This window comes from Neopararhizobium haloflavum, from assembly GCF_002750855.1.
GTDB lineage: Bacteria > Pseudomonadota > Alphaproteobacteria > Rhizobiales > Rhizobiaceae > Georhizobium > Georhizobium haloflavum.
Genome location: NZ_NWUC01000001.1, coordinates 546,592 through 560,825 on the forward strand (window position 1 = coordinate 546,592; position 14,234 = coordinate 560,825).

The 14,234-nt window shown below is 62.7% G+C and carries 14 protein-coding genes and 1 other RNA gene; 9 read left to right on the forward strand and 6 right to left on the reverse strand.

Annotation, left to right across the window (positions count from 1 at the left end):
- Positions 1 to 7: 7 nt before the first annotated feature.
- From CN673_RS02725 to ssrA, 3 genes are all read right to left on the reverse strand, one after another.
- Positions 8 to 199 (reverse strand): DUF4169 family protein, encoded by a 192-nt coding sequence (locus CN673_RS02725; protein WP_099864674.1) that lies wholly within the window; start codon positions 197 to 199, stop codon positions 8 to 10.
- Positions 200 to 213: 14 nt separating this feature from the next.
- Positions 214 to 777, reverse strand: a complete 564-nt coding sequence (locus CN673_RS02730) for an SspB family protein (protein WP_099864675.1) — start codon at positions 775 to 777, stop codon at positions 214 to 216.
- Positions 778 to 858: 81 nt separating this feature from the next.
- Positions 859 to 1,227: a transfer-messenger RNA gene (ssrA, locus tag CN673_RS02735) on the reverse strand.
- 128 nt (positions 1,228 to 1,355) lie between these two features.
- Here ssrA and CN673_RS02740 point away from each other — a divergent pair.
- From CN673_RS02740 to CN673_RS02765, 6 genes are all read left to right on the forward strand, one after another.
- Positions 1,356 to 2,150, forward strand: a complete 795-nt coding sequence (locus CN673_RS02740; RefSeq protein ID WP_099864676.1) for a thymidylate synthase — start codon at positions 1,356 to 1,358, stop codon at positions 2,148 to 2,150.
- Positions 2,147 to 2,665, forward strand: a complete 519-nt coding sequence (locus tag CN673_RS02745) for a dihydrofolate reductase (protein WP_099864677.1) — start codon at positions 2,147 to 2,149, stop codon at positions 2,663 to 2,665. The genes CN673_RS02740 and CN673_RS02745 overlap by 4 nt, the downstream gene beginning before the upstream one ends.
- A 172-nt stretch (positions 2,666 to 2,837) precedes the next feature.
- Complete coding sequence (hflK, locus tag CN673_RS02750) at positions 2,838 to 3,965, forward strand: FtsH protease activity modulator HflK (RefSeq protein ID WP_099864678.1); 1,128 nt, start codon at positions 2,838 to 2,840, stop codon at positions 3,963 to 3,965.
- A complete protein-coding gene (gene hflC, locus CN673_RS02755; protein WP_099864679.1) occupies positions 3,965 to 5,008 on the forward strand; it encodes a protease modulator HflC in 1,044 nt (347 codons plus the stop codon). The genes hflK and hflC overlap by 1 nt, the downstream gene beginning before the upstream one ends.
- Positions 5,009 to 5,018: 10 nt before the next feature.
- On the forward strand, positions 5,019 to 5,204 hold the full coding sequence (locus CN673_RS02760) for a DUF2065 domain-containing protein (protein ID WP_099864680.1): 186 nt from the start codon (positions 5,019 to 5,021) through the stop codon (positions 5,202 to 5,204).
- 131 nt (positions 5,205 to 5,335) lie between these two features.
- The gene (locus tag CN673_RS02765) at positions 5,336 to 6,859 is read left to right on the forward strand and encodes a DegQ family serine endoprotease (RefSeq protein WP_370853002.1); all 1,524 of its coding nucleotides are present in this window, start codon (positions 5,336 to 5,338) and stop codon (positions 6,857 to 6,859) included.
- A gap of 35 nt (positions 6,860 to 6,894) precedes the next feature.
- On the opposite strand, the gene CN673_RS02770 is transcribed toward CN673_RS02765, so the two are convergent.
- Both CN673_RS02770 and serB read right to left on the reverse strand, forming a co-directional pair.
- On the reverse strand, positions 6,895 to 7,476 hold the full coding sequence (locus CN673_RS02770; protein WP_099864682.1) for a GNAT family N-acetyltransferase: 582 nt from the start codon (positions 7,474 to 7,476) through the stop codon (positions 6,895 to 6,897).
- Positions 7,473 to 8,360 (reverse strand): phosphoserine phosphatase SerB, encoded by an 888-nt coding sequence (serB, locus tag CN673_RS02775; RefSeq protein ID WP_099864683.1) that lies wholly within the window; start codon positions 8,358 to 8,360, stop codon positions 7,473 to 7,475. The genes CN673_RS02770 and serB overlap by 4 nt, the downstream gene beginning before the upstream one ends.
- Before the next feature lie 24 nt (positions 8,361 to 8,384).
- On the opposite strand from serB, the gene miaA reads away from it, so the two are divergent.
- Both miaA and CN673_RS02785 read left to right on the forward strand, forming a co-directional pair.
- The gene (gene miaA, locus CN673_RS02780; RefSeq protein WP_099864684.1) at positions 8,385 to 9,272 is read left to right on the forward strand and encodes a tRNA (adenosine(37)-N6)-dimethylallyltransferase MiaA; all 888 of its coding nucleotides are present in this window, start codon (positions 8,385 to 8,387) and stop codon (positions 9,270 to 9,272) included.
- Positions 9,273 to 9,356: 84 nt separating this feature from the next.
- Positions 9,357 to 10,136: a GGDEF domain-containing protein gene (locus CN673_RS02785; protein ID WP_099865032.1), complete on the forward strand. Its 780-nt coding sequence runs from the start codon at positions 9,357 to 9,359 to the stop codon at positions 10,134 to 10,136.
- Positions 10,137 to 10,178: 42 nt separating this feature from the next.
- On the opposite strand, the gene CN673_RS02790 is transcribed toward CN673_RS02785, so the two are convergent.
- Positions 10,179 to 12,089, reverse strand: coding sequence for an ATP-binding protein (locus CN673_RS02790; protein WP_099864685.1), 1,911 nt, complete (start codon positions 12,087 to 12,089; stop codon positions 10,179 to 10,181).
- 366 nt (positions 12,090 to 12,455) lie between these two features.
- Between CN673_RS02790 and CN673_RS02795 the strand changes: the two genes are divergently transcribed.
- Positions 12,456 to 14,228: an acetolactate synthase 3 large subunit gene (locus CN673_RS02795; RefSeq protein WP_099865033.1), complete on the forward strand. Its 1,773-nt coding sequence runs from the start codon at positions 12,456 to 12,458 to the stop codon at positions 14,226 to 14,228.
- Positions 14,229 to 14,234: the final 6 nt, after the last annotated feature.

Consider the following 14,234-nt stretch of genomic DNA (forward strand, 5'->3'; position numbering starts at 1 on the left):
AAGGACCCTAGCGCTTGTCGTCCGTGTCGAGGCGTCCGGCTTCGTGGCGGCGTGCTTCAAGCGTGTTTTCAGCGTCGGTCCGGCGCCGTTCCGCCTTGGTCCGACCGTGGCTGATGCGGTTCTGTGCTGCCGCCGCATCGTCCTCGGCCCGCTTCTTGCGCTTGCGCATGGTCCGCAAATTGACGATCTCGGCTGCCATCGCGCCGTCGCCGCTCAGTTCTTCTTGCGGAAGGAGTCGAGAGAAACGACGTCTGCTCCGGATTTCTTGTCGCTCTTGGCGCCGTTGCCGGCGCCAGCATCGCCGGTCACCTTGTCGAGGTCGACATTGCCGTCATCCTTGAGATGATCCTCGACAAGCGCATCGATCGAATCCGAAACGGTGTCGGCGTAATCGTCCTCGCCGTCTTCGCCTTCACCCATCGCCGTGTCGAATTCGAGTTCGAAGTTCACGGAAGGGTCATAAAAGCCGCGCACTGCGGAGAAGGGGACGACCAGCTTTTCCGGCGTATCGGAGAATGACAACCCGATCTCGAAATGGGTTTCGGTGACCTTCAGTTCCCAGAATTGATGCTGGACGACGATCGTCATCTGGTCCTGGTACTTCTGGCGCAGATGCGCCGAGATGCGAACGCCCGGCGCGTTGGTCATGAATGTGATGAAGAAATGGTGGTCCCCCGGCAGCGATCCGGTGGCCGCGACTTCCGTCAAAACCTTGCGGATCACGCCGCGCAGCGCATCCTGCGCCAGAATATCGTATCGGATGTGATCCTGCACCATGGACGTCAATTCTCTCCGGTCAACGCAACTGCCGACAAACGAGTCGGTATGGAAATCGTGTATAGAGCAAATTCTGGATTAGGTGGAGGCTTCTGTTGCCAGGTGCCTCCGGACCCCGCCTAGCCGAGCATACCGACTAGGGCTTTAATTGAAACTGTCGCGCTGCCCTTAGGCGGCGAGACGAGCTTCTGCATAGTTGTCGTTTGCAACTACAAGTTTGACCCGATAACGGTGGTATCATGCCGGGCAAAAAGTCGATCTTTACACCCCCGTCGATCCTATTTCGCCCCCAGCAGCAGCCGGCCGGGACATCGCTGTCCGCGCCGGTTCCTGGTGGAGGCGCCGGGTACCGCCCCCGGGTCCGAAGAGCTTATTGCATCGCCCGTTTATTGCCATAGTCGCCGAAGCGACAGGCCAGATATAGGACGTTGCCCCGCAGAATGAAAGGGCATCGCCTTGTTCTCACGCATGGATTCGTCGCAAGTCATATCGCGATCTGTGGGGAACCGTTTCGCCTTGGTGCACTTTGCGCGCCGAAGGCCTAGGATCGCGCGGATTGAACCGAGGAATGGGCGGCGATGAAGCAGTATCAGGATTTGTTGGAACATGTGTTGGAGACCGGTGCCGACCGCTCCGACCGGACGGGCACCGGCACGCGATCGGTCTTCGGCCATCAGATGCGGTTCGACCTCGCCGACGGTTTTCCGCTGCTGACGACCAAGAAGCTGCATCTCAAATCCATCATCCATGAGCTGCTCTGGTTCTTGAAGGGTGACACCAACATCGCCTATCTCAAGGCCAATGGCGTTTCCATCTGGGATGCCTGGGCGGATGCCAACGGCGACCTTGGACCCGTCTACGGATACCAGTGGCGCTCCTGGCCCGCGCCGGACGGCGGGCATATCGACCAGATCGCCAATGTGGTCGAGCAGATCCGCATCAATCCCAATTCGCGCCGTCTGATCGTCACGGCATGGAATCCCGCGCTGGTCGACGACATGGCGTTGCCGCCATGCCACTGCCTATTCCAGTTCTACGTCGCAGACGGCCGACTGTCCTGCCAGCTCTATCAGCGCTCGGCCGACATATTCCTCGGCGTCCCGTTCAACATCGCTTCCTATGCCTTGCTGACCATGATGGTCGCGCAGGTGAGCGGCCTGAAGCCGGGGACGTTCGTCCATACCCTTGGCGACGCCCATCTCTACGCCGATCATTTCGAGCAGGCTCGCCTGCAGCTGACGCGCCCGCCACGCCCGCTGCCGAAGATGGCGATCGATCCTAAGGTCGACGATCTCTTTGCTTTCACCATCGAGGATTTCGAATTGCGCGACTACGACCCGCACCCTCACATCAAGGCGAAGGTCGCGGTATGATCGACCCAGCGGTTTCCATCATCGTGGCCGTCGCGGCCAACGGCGTGATCGGGCGGAAGGGCGACATGCCCTGGAAGCTGTCGACCGACCTGAAGCGCTTCAAGGCGCTGACGATGGGAAAGCCCATCATCATGGGGCGAAAGACCTTCGAGGCGATTGGCAAGGCGCTGCCGGGACGCAGCAATTTCGTTCTGACGCGCGATACCAGCTTCACGGCAACCGACGTCACCGTCGTCAGCGACATCCGCGAAGCGCTTCGCCGGGCCCGAGACCAAGCCCGCAGCGACGGCAAGGACGAGTATTTCATCATCGGCGGCGGCGAGATCTACCAGATGGCGCTGCCCTATGCGGACCGGCTCCACGTCACCCACGTCGAGGCGATGCCCGACGGCGACACGCATTTTCCCTCGATCGATCCGAGCGACTGGTCGCTGATGGAGGAAGTGTCGATTCCGGTCAGTGCCAAGGACAGCGAGCCGACACGGTACGCGGTCTATCGCCGCAGCGGGCCGTGAATGGGCTATTGCGACGCAAAATCATCCATGGCCGTCTCCTGCATGCGTTGAAAGGCAGGGCCGTCACACCTATAACGCAATTACGACATAACGATAAGAATGCGTGTACTGGTGACCGGTTCCGAGAGTATTTCCGGTACAGCGGCGGCGCTTCCAACAGGATGAGGACTGAATGCCCTGGAGTAACCAGAACGGCGGCGGCGGCCCTTGGGGCGGCGGTGGAGGCAACAATCCCGGCCCTTGGGGCCAGGGACCGCAGCGCCCCAGCGGCGGTGGCGGTGGCGGCAATCGGCCGCCCGATCTAGAGGAAATCATCCGGCGGGGACAGGACCGTCTGAAGAATGCATTGCCCGGCGGTGGCGGTGGCGGCAGCCCGGCCATGCTGGGTCTGATCGGCATCGCCTTGGTGGGCCTTTGGGTGTTCCAGTCCGTCTACACCATTCAGCCGGACGAGCGCGGCATCGAACTGCGCTTCGGTCAGCCGAAGGAAGAAGTCTCGATGCCGGGCCTTCATTTCCACTTCTGGCCGTTCGAGACGGTCGAGAAGGCGACGATCGTCGAGCGCCAGATCAATATCGGCGGCGGCTCGCAGCAAGGAGCCAACCAGGGCCTGATGCTGACCGGCGACCAGAACATCGTCGACGTCCAGTTCTCGCTGCTTTATTCCGTCACCGATCCCGCAGCCTATCTGTTCAACGTCCAGCGTCCGGAAGACACGCTGCGCCAGGTTGCCGAGAGCGCCATGCGCGAGGTCGTCGGTCGGCGCCCTGCGCAGGATGTGTTCCGCGACAACCGCGAGGCGATCGCCGGCGAAGTCAACGATACCATCCAGAATACGATGGACAGCTACGGGGCCGGCATCGCGATCAACACCGTCTCGATCGAGGACGCTGCGCCGCCGCGCGAAGTGGCGGATGCGTTCGACGAGGTCCAGCGCGCCGAGCAGGACGAGGACCGCTTCGTGGAAGAGGCGAACCAGTACGCCAACCAGCAACTTGGCCAGGCCAGAGGTGAGGCGGCACAGGTGCGTGAGGCGGCGGCGGCCTATCGTGACCGCGTCGTCAACACCGCAGAGGGTGAATCGCAGCGTTTCGTTTCGATCTACAACGAATATGCAGCGGCGCCCGACGTCACGCGCAAGCGCATGTTCCTGGAAACGATGGAAGGCGTCTTCCGCGATTCCAATAAATTCATCGTCGAACAGAATGGCGGGCAGGGCGTCGTGCCTTACCTGCCGCTGCCCGAGATCAATCGCCGTGCTCAGGACCAGCAGGCGCGTACCCAGGAAGGAAGCCAATAATGGGGAGCCGACTTCCAATCATCATCATCGTTCTCGTTGTTGCGATCTTCACGGTCTATTCGTCGATTTTCGTCGTCAACGAGCGCGAGCAGGCTATCGTCGTCCGCTTCGGTGAGATTCAGGACGTGAAGACCGAGCCGGGGCTCTATTTCAAGCTGCCGTTCACTTTCCTCGACGCCGACCGCGTTCAGAAGGTCGAAGACCGCAATCTGCGCTTCGATCTCGACGACATCCGGGTTCAGGTTTCGGGTGGCAAGTTCTATGACGTCGACGCCTTCGTGGTCTACCGCATCGCCGATGCGGCGCGGTTCCGCCAGGCCGTCTCCGGCGATATCGTCTCGGCCGAGGCACGGTTGCGCACACGTCTCGATTCGGCTCTGCGCCGGGTCTACGGCCTTCGCGGCTTCGAGGCCGCGCTTTCCGACGAGCGTGAATCCATGATGGCCGAGGTTGGCAACCAGTTGCGTCAGGATGCGGAAAACCTTGGTCTTCAGATCGAGGACGTGCGCATCCGCCGCACGGATCTGACGCAGGAAGTCTCGCAGCAGACCTATGAGCGCATGATCGCCGAGCGTCTGGCCGAGGCAGAACTCATTCGTGCCCGCGGTCGTGAGGGTGCGGCGCGCCTTCGCGCCGTCGCCGACCGTCAGGTCGTGGAGATCGTCTCGGAAGCGACCCGCGACGCCGAGATCATCCGAGGTGAAGGCGATGCCGAACGGAACCGCATCTATGCCGAAGCCTATTCGCGTGACGAGGAGTTCTTCGACTTCTACCGCTCGATGAGCGCCTATGCGGAAGCACTCAGCCAGTCGTCGGAAACGACGATGGTCCTGTCACCGGATTCGGAGTTCTTCCGGTTCTTCAGCAATGCGACCGGTGGCAGCATTCCGAGCGTCGTCGACAACACGCCGTCACAGCCGCAGACGGATACGGCCGACAACGGCGAGGACGTCGAAGTGGCACCTGGCGAAGAAGCAACGCCGCCGCTCGCTCCGGGCCAGCCGCCAGTGGCAAGCGAGCCGTCGACGGGCGCCACACAGTAGTCCGGGCACGATGACCGACATACTCGTCGCAATCGGACTGTTTCTGGTTATCGAGGGGCTGGTGTACGCACTGGCCCCTTATTTCGTGCGGGCGATGGCGGCGCGTCTGCCGGAACTGACCGATCAGCAGTTGCGAGGGTTCGGGCTGGCATCCGTCATGTTCGGCGTATTCCTCGTATGGCTGGTCAAGGGATAGCGTCCAGCGGCGTCGCGGCACTCGCCTTGCCGCGCGCGAGCCCTAATTCGGGTTTAGCGCTTGACGCAGATCGTATCTGCTGCTGCCCTCCGGCAGTGAGCCGGATCCAAAACGAGGGAGAACGCATGACAATGATACGCAACGGGCAACGCTTTTGTGCTTCCCGTCTGATGCTGACGGCGGCCATTGGGCTTGCGTTCGGCCTGCCGACGACACTGCCGGCCGGGGCTCAGGAAATGGCGGATCCCGCTCCGCAAACGCCGATGGCCGGACCCTCCTCGGTTGCCGACCTCGCCGAGGGCCTGCTCGATTCCGTCGTCAACATCTCGACATCGCAGCAGGTCGACCAGAGCAACAACACCCCGATGCCGCAGATACCGGAAGGCTCGCCCTTTCAGGATTTCTTCGACGAGTTCTTCGGCGAGGAAGGCGGCCCGACGCCGCCCGTGCCGCGCTCGCGGCGTGTCAATTCGCTGGGTTCCGGCTTCGTGATTTCCGAGGATGGCCTGATCGTCACGAATAATCACGTGATCGAGCAGGCCGACGAGGTGGAGGTCAATTTCGCCGATGGCTCCTCGCTCACGGCTGAAATCGTCGGCACCGACCCGAAAACCGATCTCGCCCTCTTGCAGGTCGATCCGGCGGAACCGCTCGATCATGTCGAGTTCGGCGATTCCGAAACGATGCGGATCGGTGACTGGGTGATGGCGATCGGCAACCCCTTCGGCCTCGGCGGCTCGGTATCGATCGGGATCGTCTCGGCGCGCGGGCGCAACATCAACGCGGGTCCCTACGACGACTTCATCCAGACCGACGCGGCGATCAATCGCGGCAACTCCGGTGGTCCGCTCTTCAACATGCGCGGCGAGGTCATCGGGATCAATACGGCGATCATCTCGCCCACGGGTGGCTCCATCGGCATCGGCTTTTCGGTCCCTTCGGAGCTGGCAATCAACGTCATCGATCAGCTGCGTGAATTCGGCGAGACGCGGCGCGGCTGGCTCGGCGTGCGCATCCAGCCCGTCACCGACGAAATTGCCGAAAGTCTCGACATGCAGCGGGCGCGCGGCGCGCTCGTTGCCGGCGTCATCAATGGCGGCCCGGTCGATGACGGCACGATCGAGCCCGGCGACGTCATCCTCGAATTCGACGGCACGCCGATCGACGACATGCGTGACCTGCCGCGGATCGTCGCGGAAAGTCCCGTGGGCGACGAGGTCGACGTCCTGATCCTGCGCAATGGCGAGGAAACCACGGTGAAGGTGACGCTCGGCCGGTTGGAAGACGGTGAGGACCTGGCGGAAGCCACCACATCCGATGACGGCGGCGAAGCGGGCGAGGCGCCGGAAGATTCGGCTGTCGAGCTTCTCGGCCTGTCGCTCGACGAACTCACCGAGGACCGGCGCACCGAGTTTTCCATCGGAGAGGATGTCGAGGGCGTGCTGATCGCCGAGGTCGATCCGGAGTCCGAAGCGGCGGACAAGGAGATCGCGGCCGGCGAAGTCATCGTCGAAATTGCGCAGGAAAGCGTCAGTACCCCCGATGAGGCGCAGGCGCGCATCGATGCTCTGCGCGAAGAGGGGCGCCGCAACGCGCTGTTGATGATCGCAAATGCCTCCGGCGAGCTGCGTTTCGTCACGCTGCGCATGGACTGACTGCGGCGATTTTCAGATCGGCGGCTGCGGACGGCTCACCCGTTCGCAGCCGCAGAGCCGTGGCGGTCCGCCAGCCATTGTTCACGCGTCAGTTCGTAGAAGACATGGCGCCGCAGATCGGGCCGCGCCTCGTCGACGAGAGGGTGGTCGAAGTCGAGTTCGGCCCTTGGACGCAGACCTAGCCTATGCATGACGGCGATCGACCGCGCGTTTCCGGCCACCGCGAAACAGATGACCCGCGGCAGTTTCAGGTCTTCGAAGCCCCAGCGCAGCAATTCGCGGCCGGCCTCCGTGACGTAACCCTTGCCCCAATGGCGCACTGCGAGACGCCAGCCGATCTCGATCGTTTCAGGCGGAAAGATGTCGAGGGCATCGCGGTGCAATCCGGCAAAGCCGATCGTTTCGCCAGTTTCCTTCAGTTCAAGTGCGGTGAACCCCATCCCGCGCTCTTCGATCTGGTCGCGCAGTTCATCCATCTTGGCGTCCGATGCGGACCGGTCGCGGCGGAACGGGAAATATTGCATGACCTGCGGATCGGAATTGATCTCGTGGAACAGATCCCGGTCGCCTTCCTGCCAGTTGCGTATGACCAAGCGATCGGTCTTGAGCGGGATCATGTGACGAAATCCGTCCGGCGATACCCTTGCATGTACAGCAGCGCCGTCAGGTCGCCATAGTCGATGCGAAACCCGGCACGTGCGGCAACTGCCGGTTTGGCATGCAGCGCAACGCCAGCTCCGGCGCGCTCGATCATTGCCAGGTCGTTGGCGCCGTCGCCGACGGCCATGACCTCGTCATGGGCAATGCCCCGATCGGCGCAGAGCGCGATCAGCGCGTCGAGTTTGGCCTGCTTGCCGAGGATAGGTTCCTGCACCGCGCCGGCCAGCACACCGCCCTCCGATATCAGCGTGTTCGCCCGGTGTTCGTCAAAGCCGAGCTGGTCCGCGACCTTCTCGGTAAACGCGGTGAAGCCGCCCGAGACGAGGGCGGTGTAGGCCCCTTGTTTCTTCATCGTGGCGACGAGTTCGCGCCCGCCCGGCGTCAGCGTGATGCGCTCGGCGATCACCTTGGCGATGACGGAAAGGGGAAGCCCCTTGAGAAGACCGACCCGTTCGCGAAGCGCCGGTTCGAAGGCGATCTCGCCATTCATCGCGCGTTCGGTGATCGCCGCCACGTGTGCCTTCACGCCGATCTCGTCGGCCAGTTCGTCGATGCATTCCTGGCCGATCATCGTTGAATCCATGTCCGCGATGAGCAGCCTGCGCCGCCGCGTTTCGGCCTCCTGGATCACGCAGTCGACAGGCGCCTCGCCGATGTGTTCGGCAATCTCGCGCTGCACCGCGGCCTTGTCGGTCCCGTCTTTCAGTGCGATATCGCAGGCCACGCCGTCGGCCAGCCAGGAAAGGCCGGACGCATCAAGCGCTTCCGCCGTGCCTTCGGCAAGATCGGAGGATACGGACGGATTGGCGGGATCGGCGATAAGCGTGGCGACAAGGGCCATGGGCGGCACTACTCCGGAGGTCAGATGGATGCGATCGTGATAGCGGGACCGACTGCCAGCGGCAAGTCGGGGCTTGCCGTGCGCCTGGCACACCGGCTCGGGGGCGCGGTCGTCAACGCCGATTCCATGCAGGTCTACGATACGCTCCGCATTCTGACCGCTCGACCGGCGCAAGAGGACATGGGCGGCATCGCGCATCATCTCTACGGCCATGTGTCGGCTGGCGAGGCCTATTCCACCGGGCGCTGGCTGGCCGACATGAAAACGACGCTTGACGCACTGCGGGCCGACGGCGCCCTGCCGATCATCGTCGGCGGAACAGGACTTTATTTCGAGGCGCTGTTCGGCGGCTTGTCGCAAATGCCCGCCATCCCGGATAACGTGCGGTCCGACTGGCGCGCGAGACTGGCAGCGGAAGGCGCAGCGAGCCTTCACACGCTTTTGACCGCGCGCGATCCGCAAACAGCTGCCACACTGTCGGTCAATGACGGTCAACGCATCGTGCGCGCGTTGGAGGTCCTCACGGCGACGGGTCGCTCGATCAGAAGCTTCCAGCGAACATCCGGCCAGGCGCTGCTTCAACCCGATCGCACCCGGCGCCTCCTGCTGATGCCGGAACGCAATGACCTCAACGCGGCGATCGCGGCGCGTTTTGCGGCGATGGTGGACCAGGGGGCTTTGGAGGAGGTGCGCGCCTTGCGCTCTCTCCATCTCGACCCGGCCTTGCCGGTGATGAAGGCGATCGGCGTGCGCGAGCTTGGCGATCACATCGCCGGCGTTGCCAGCCTCGCCGACGCGATCGAGCGATCGAGCGCGGCCACCAGACGCTACGCGAAGCGGCAGTCGACCTGGTTTCGCAATCGCTTCGATGCGGGTTGGGAAACGGTCCCGGGCCCGGATGCGATCAAATGAGACGGCCGGGTTAATCTGACGACAATAATATCGATCTAAACTGCCCGTACTGCAATCAGCACGCGATTACACATGACCAGATCGATGCGGCTTCATAAGGCTGAGCTGTTCTTCTTCTTGCTGGTGGTTTTCATCGGCCTGACGGGCTTTTACAGCTGGGGCGCATTTCGCGTCATCGATGCGTCGATGCAGGATGGCGGTCGCGTCGCTCTCGACGGGATCTACCGTCAGACCTTTCTCAGCGCGATGTTCGCCGGTCTCTCGATCGTGTGCAGCGTCTTTCTGGTCTATCCGATGATCTGGCGCGGTCTTCGGGAACAAGGCGAATTGCGGCGCATGACGGCGACGCTCAGCGCCCGGTCCGAAACGCTGGAATATGCGGCGGTCACCGATCCGCTGACGGGTCTGTTCAATCGCCGTTATTTCGACGATGCGCTGGCCGAGTATCTTAACGCGTTCCACCGCATCGAAAAGCCGCTCGGCATGATCCTGATCGATATCGACCACTTCAAGCAGGTCAACGACACGCATGGCCATGACATCGGCGACGAAGTCCTTCGCCAGATCGCGGCCTGTCTGGCCGAGTTCACACGATACCATGATGTCGTCGCCCGTCTTGGCGGCGAGGAGTTCGCGGTTCTCTCGCCTAATGTCTCCAATGCCCAGCTCTACGGACTGGCGGACCGGATCCGCAATGCCATCGGCACGCTGACGGTCCGGACCGGCAACGTGACGCTTCGCATCACCGTCAGTGCGGGCGTCGCATTGTGGGATGGCAAGGAGGATGGCGATCAGCTCTACAAGCGCGCCGACAGCCAGCTCTATGAGGCCAAGCGGCAGGGCCGCAACCGCGTCTGCGCTTGAGGCAGCCCATCGCCCTCGCGCCAGCGGCGGCTGCAGGGCGTCCTATTTCAAAATGCTTCCGAGGGGCTTCTTGAACAGCGAGGCACGCACGGCGGGATCGCGTGCCGGCGCCGGCGCTGTGTCGGGAAGCCTGTAGCCGGTGCGCGTCGCATGTTCGCCGGCGATCGATTGTTGCCGGTCGCTGAAGCGTCGCTGCGGCAACGGGCCATCGCCCGGCTGAGGCTGCGGCGCTGTCGGTGCCAGGGTCTCCGAGCCAGCCTGCGGCAGCGCTGTCGGGGCTGCCTCATTGGCGGCGATGTGGCGCATCTTCTGCACGATGGAGCGAAGGTCGAGATCGACATCGGCATTCGTCTCGCCCTTCACGAAGCCGTTTGCCTTGGGCAGCATCTGCTCGGGGATGGTCTCGAACATCATGCGCATCGGCACGGCCACCGCTTCGCCGAAGGCGATCGCCTCGCGATTGCCGATCGCGGACAGGAAGCTCGTCGTCGATGCGGACGAATCGGGGATCGCCGAGCGGATGATCTCCTGGTCCTGGTCGTTGGCCAGCCGCATGGCGAAGACCGTCGAGCATTGCGACAGGATCGTGGGATCAAGTTCGCCGGGCCGCTGGGTGACGACGCCGAGGCATACGCCGTATTTGCGGCCTTCCTTGGCGATGCGGGAAATGGCCTGGCGTGTCGGCACGAAACCGAGGTTGGGATCGGCCGGGACATAGCGGTGCGCTTCCTCGCACAGGACGAGGATGCGCACGCCGCCATTGCTCCACAGCGCGATCTCGAATGCCATGCGGCACAGAACCGAAGCGACGGAATCGACGACTTCCGACGGTATGCCGGCTAGTTGGAAGCAACTGATCGGACGTCCGTTGCACGGAATGCGGAAGATGTGGCCGAGCGTCTCCACGATCGTGTCGTTGATCGTGTTGGACGAAAACATGAAGTGGAAGCGCGGATCGTTGATCGCCGACATGATGCGCACCTTGAGCGCGCGCAGATGTGGCTTCTCGGTGCGTCCCTCCAGACGGCCAAGTCGCTCGTCGACCAGTGCCAGAAGATCGGCCATGCGATAGGGGACGGGGGTATCGGCCGTCAGCGAGGACTTGTCCGTACTGCGGCGGAAGAGCGCGTTGTCGGCCGCACCGCGAAATGCGCGCTTGGCTTCTGGTATCAGGTCGCGCAGCGCATCGATTTCCTCCGGCACGCCCGGACGGCCGCGAAACAGCACCTCGACGAATTCCTCCAGCCGGAAGAGCCAGAAGGGCAGGTCGAGCGTGTCCGTCTCGATGACGATCGATGTATCGGGAAAGGCTGCGGCGAATTCGTTGTGCGGATCGAGGATCAGAACCCGCAGGTCCGGGCTCGACGCGATCGCTTTCTTCAAGATCAGCGACACGGCGGTCGACTTGCCGACGCCTGTGGTGCCGACCACCGCGAAATGGCGCGTCAGCAGCGAGGGGATATGGATGCGCGCATCCATCGTATCGTCCTGCGTCAGCTTGCCGATCACGGCATTCTCGTCCCGTCCGGTGTCGTAGATCGCCGACAGGTCGGCAGTGCGGATGCGGTGAGCGATCGCACCGAGATGGGGATATTGCGATATGCCGGAGCTGAAGACGGGCTTGTTATCGGCGCCATTCTTGATCTCGCCGACCAGCTCGACCTCGAAATGCATCACGGTGTCGTTGGCGTCCTGCCAGTCCTGGCCCTGCGTTCCCATGGAATAGACGAGGGCGACGACACGGTTCTCGCCAACCTTGATGGAAATCAGCCGGCCGACCGACCAGAGTTCTGCCAGCGCGACATCGCCTTGCTCGGCCAGCGCACAGATCGTGGCGCGCGACCCGCTGCACGCGACGACGCGGCCGAGCAGCCGTTCGCGCGGATTTCGCCCCGCCCGGCGGTCGGGCGTGGTGCTCTCGTCGACGCGCGGCGTGCGGCTGAGGTCGGTCACGGAAGCATCCCGGTTTTGTCCAAACTCGACAGTAGAGCGGGCAGCCTTAAGAATTGGTTGTGGCAGTGGCGCAGACCGCCCGGCTCGGGCGAAGCTTCAAATCGTTCGCCAAGAGTTGACCGCCACGCAGTTTGCGTTTACGAGACGGGCATGATCGGAAACATTCTTATCGTGGTGGGACGGCGCATGGGCAGGATGGTGTAACCATCCGGCGTCAGCCACCCATGCGCGACCCAAGGCTCCTCAGGAGCCTTTTTTTATGCCTTGAGCCCGGCCCAGCGGCCATCGAACAGACCTTGAAGACACGGAATGCAAGCCATGACAGCGACGATGACAGAAACGAAAGCCAAACCGGCCGGCCGTGCCATGGCGGGTCAGCAGATGACGGGCGCGGAAATGGTGATCCAGGCGCTCAAGGACAATGACGTTCAGCATGTGTTCGGGTATCCGGGCGGCGCGGTTCTGCCGATCTACGACGAAATCTTCCAGCAGGAGGATGTCCAGCATATCCTCGTGCGGCATGAGCAAGGGGCAGGGCACGCGGCCGAGGGCTACGCGCGCTCGACCGGCAAGGTCGGCGTGATGCTCGTGACGTCGGGGCCGGGCGCCACCAACGCCGTCACTGCGCTTCAGGATGCGTTGATGGATTCCATTCCGCTCGTCTGCATCACGGGGCAGGTTCCCACCACGCTCATCGGCTCCGACGCGTTCCAGGAATGCGATACGGTCGGCATCACGCGGCCCTGTACCAAGCACAACTGGCTGGTTCGCGACGTCAATGAATTGTCGCGGGTCATGCACGAGGCATTCCGGATTGCGAAATCGGGCCGTCCCGGCCCCGTCGTGGTCGATATTCCGAAAGACGTCCAGTTCTCCACCGGCACCTATCACGCGCCGTCGCCGGTGATCGAACAGAAGAGCTACCAGCCGCGCGTCAAGGGTGATCTTGCCAAGATCAAGGCTGCCGTCGAACTCTTGGCTTCGGCCAAGCGGCCAATGATCTACAGCGGCGGAGGCGTCGTCAATTCGGGGCCGGAAGCGTGCCACCTGTTGCGCGAATTCGTGAAGCTTTCCGATTTTCCCATCACCTCGACGCTGATGGGGCTCGGAGCCTATCCCGCTTCCGGCAAGAACTGGATGGGCATGCTAGGCATGCACGGAACTTACGAAGCCAACATGGCGATGCACGATTGCGACGTGATGCTGTGCATCGGTGCGCGGTTCGACGATCGCATCACTGGGCGGCTCGACGCCTTCGCGCCGCATTCCAAGAAGATTCACATCGATATCGATCCGTCCTCGATCAACAAGAACGTTCGGGTCGACATCCCCATCCTCGGCGACGTCGAACACGTTCTGGAGGATATGGTGCGGCTATGGCGGGCGCAGTCGCAGAAGAACGATGCCGAGGCGATGAAGGGGTGGTGGTCGCAGATCGCCAAGTGGCGTGGGCGCAATTCGCTTGCCTATGCGGAGAACCGCGACGTCATCATGCCGCAATACGCCGTTCAGCGTCTCTACGAGCTGACAAGGGACCGCGACACCTACATCACCACGGAAGTCGGCCAGCATCAGATGTGGGCCGCCCAGTTCTACGGGTTCGAAGAGCCCAACCGGTGGATGACGTCGGGAGGTCTTGGAACCATGGGCTACGGCCTGCCGGCTGCTCTCGGGGTCCAGATCGCCCATCCTGAAAGTCTGGTGATCGACATCGCGGGCGATGCGTCGGTTCTCATGACCATGCAGGAAATGTCGTGCGCGGTGCAGTACGAGGCGCCGATCAAGATTTTCATCCTCAACAATCAATATATGGGGATGGTGCGCCAGTGGCAGCAGTTGCTCCACGGCAACCGTCTGTCCCATTCCTATACCGAGGCACTGCCCGATTTCGTCAAGCTGGCGGAAGCCTATGGTGGCGTCGGGATCCGTTGCGAGAAGCCGGGCGAACTCGATGACAAGATTGAGGAGATGATCGACGTCAAGCGTCCGGTCATCTTCGATTGCCGGGTGGCCAATCTTGCCAACTGCTTTCCGATGATCCCGTCCGGCAAGGCGCACAACGAGATGCTCCTGCCCGACGAGGCGACCGACGAAGCTGTTGCCAACGCGATCGACGCCAAGGGGCGGTCGCTGGTTTGAGGCGGA

Excerpts from the sequence above, each read along its gene's own strand:
- CN673_RS02725 (WP_099864674.1), bottom strand. The coding sequence starts at position 199 with ATGGCAGCCGAGATCGTCAATTTGCGGACCATGCGCAAGCGCAAGAAG.
- CN673_RS02730 (WP_099864675.1), bottom strand. The coding sequence starts at position 777 with ATGGTGCAGGATCACATCCGATACGATATTCTGGCGCAGGATGCGCTG.
- CN673_RS02740 (WP_099864676.1), top strand. The coding sequence starts at position 1,356 with ATGAAGCAGTATCAGGATTTGTTGGAACATGTGTTGGAGACCGGTGCC.
- CN673_RS02745 (WP_099864677.1), top strand. The coding sequence starts at position 2,147 with ATGATCGACCCAGCGGTTTCCATCATCGTGGCCGTCGCGGCCAACGGC.
- hflK (WP_099864678.1), top strand. The coding sequence starts at position 2,838 with ATGCCCTGGAGTAACCAGAACGGCGGCGGCGGCCCTTGGGGCGGCGGT.
- hflC (WP_099864679.1), top strand. The coding sequence starts at position 3,965 with ATGGGGAGCCGACTTCCAATCATCATCATCGTTCTCGTTGTTGCGATC.
- CN673_RS02760 (WP_099864680.1), top strand. The coding sequence starts at position 5,019 with ATGACCGACATACTCGTCGCAATCGGACTGTTTCTGGTTATCGAGGGG.
- CN673_RS02765 (WP_370853002.1), top strand. The coding sequence starts at position 5,336 with ATGATACGCAACGGGCAACGCTTTTGTGCTTCCCGTCTGATGCTGACG.
- CN673_RS02770 (WP_099864682.1), bottom strand. The coding sequence starts at position 7,476 with ATGATCCCGCTCAAGACCGATCGCTTGGTCATACGCAACTGGCAGGAA.
- serB (WP_099864683.1), bottom strand. The coding sequence starts at position 8,360 with ATGGCCCTTGTCGCCACGCTTATCGCCGATCCCGCCAATCCGTCCGTA.
- miaA (WP_099864684.1), top strand. The coding sequence starts at position 8,385 with ATGGATGCGATCGTGATAGCGGGACCGACTGCCAGCGGCAAGTCGGGG.
- CN673_RS02785 (WP_099865032.1), top strand. The coding sequence starts at position 9,357 with ATGCGGCTTCATAAGGCTGAGCTGTTCTTCTTCTTGCTGGTGGTTTTC.
- CN673_RS02795 (WP_099865033.1), top strand. The coding sequence starts at position 12,456 with ATGGCGGGTCAGCAGATGACGGGCGCGGAAATGGTGATCCAGGCGCTC.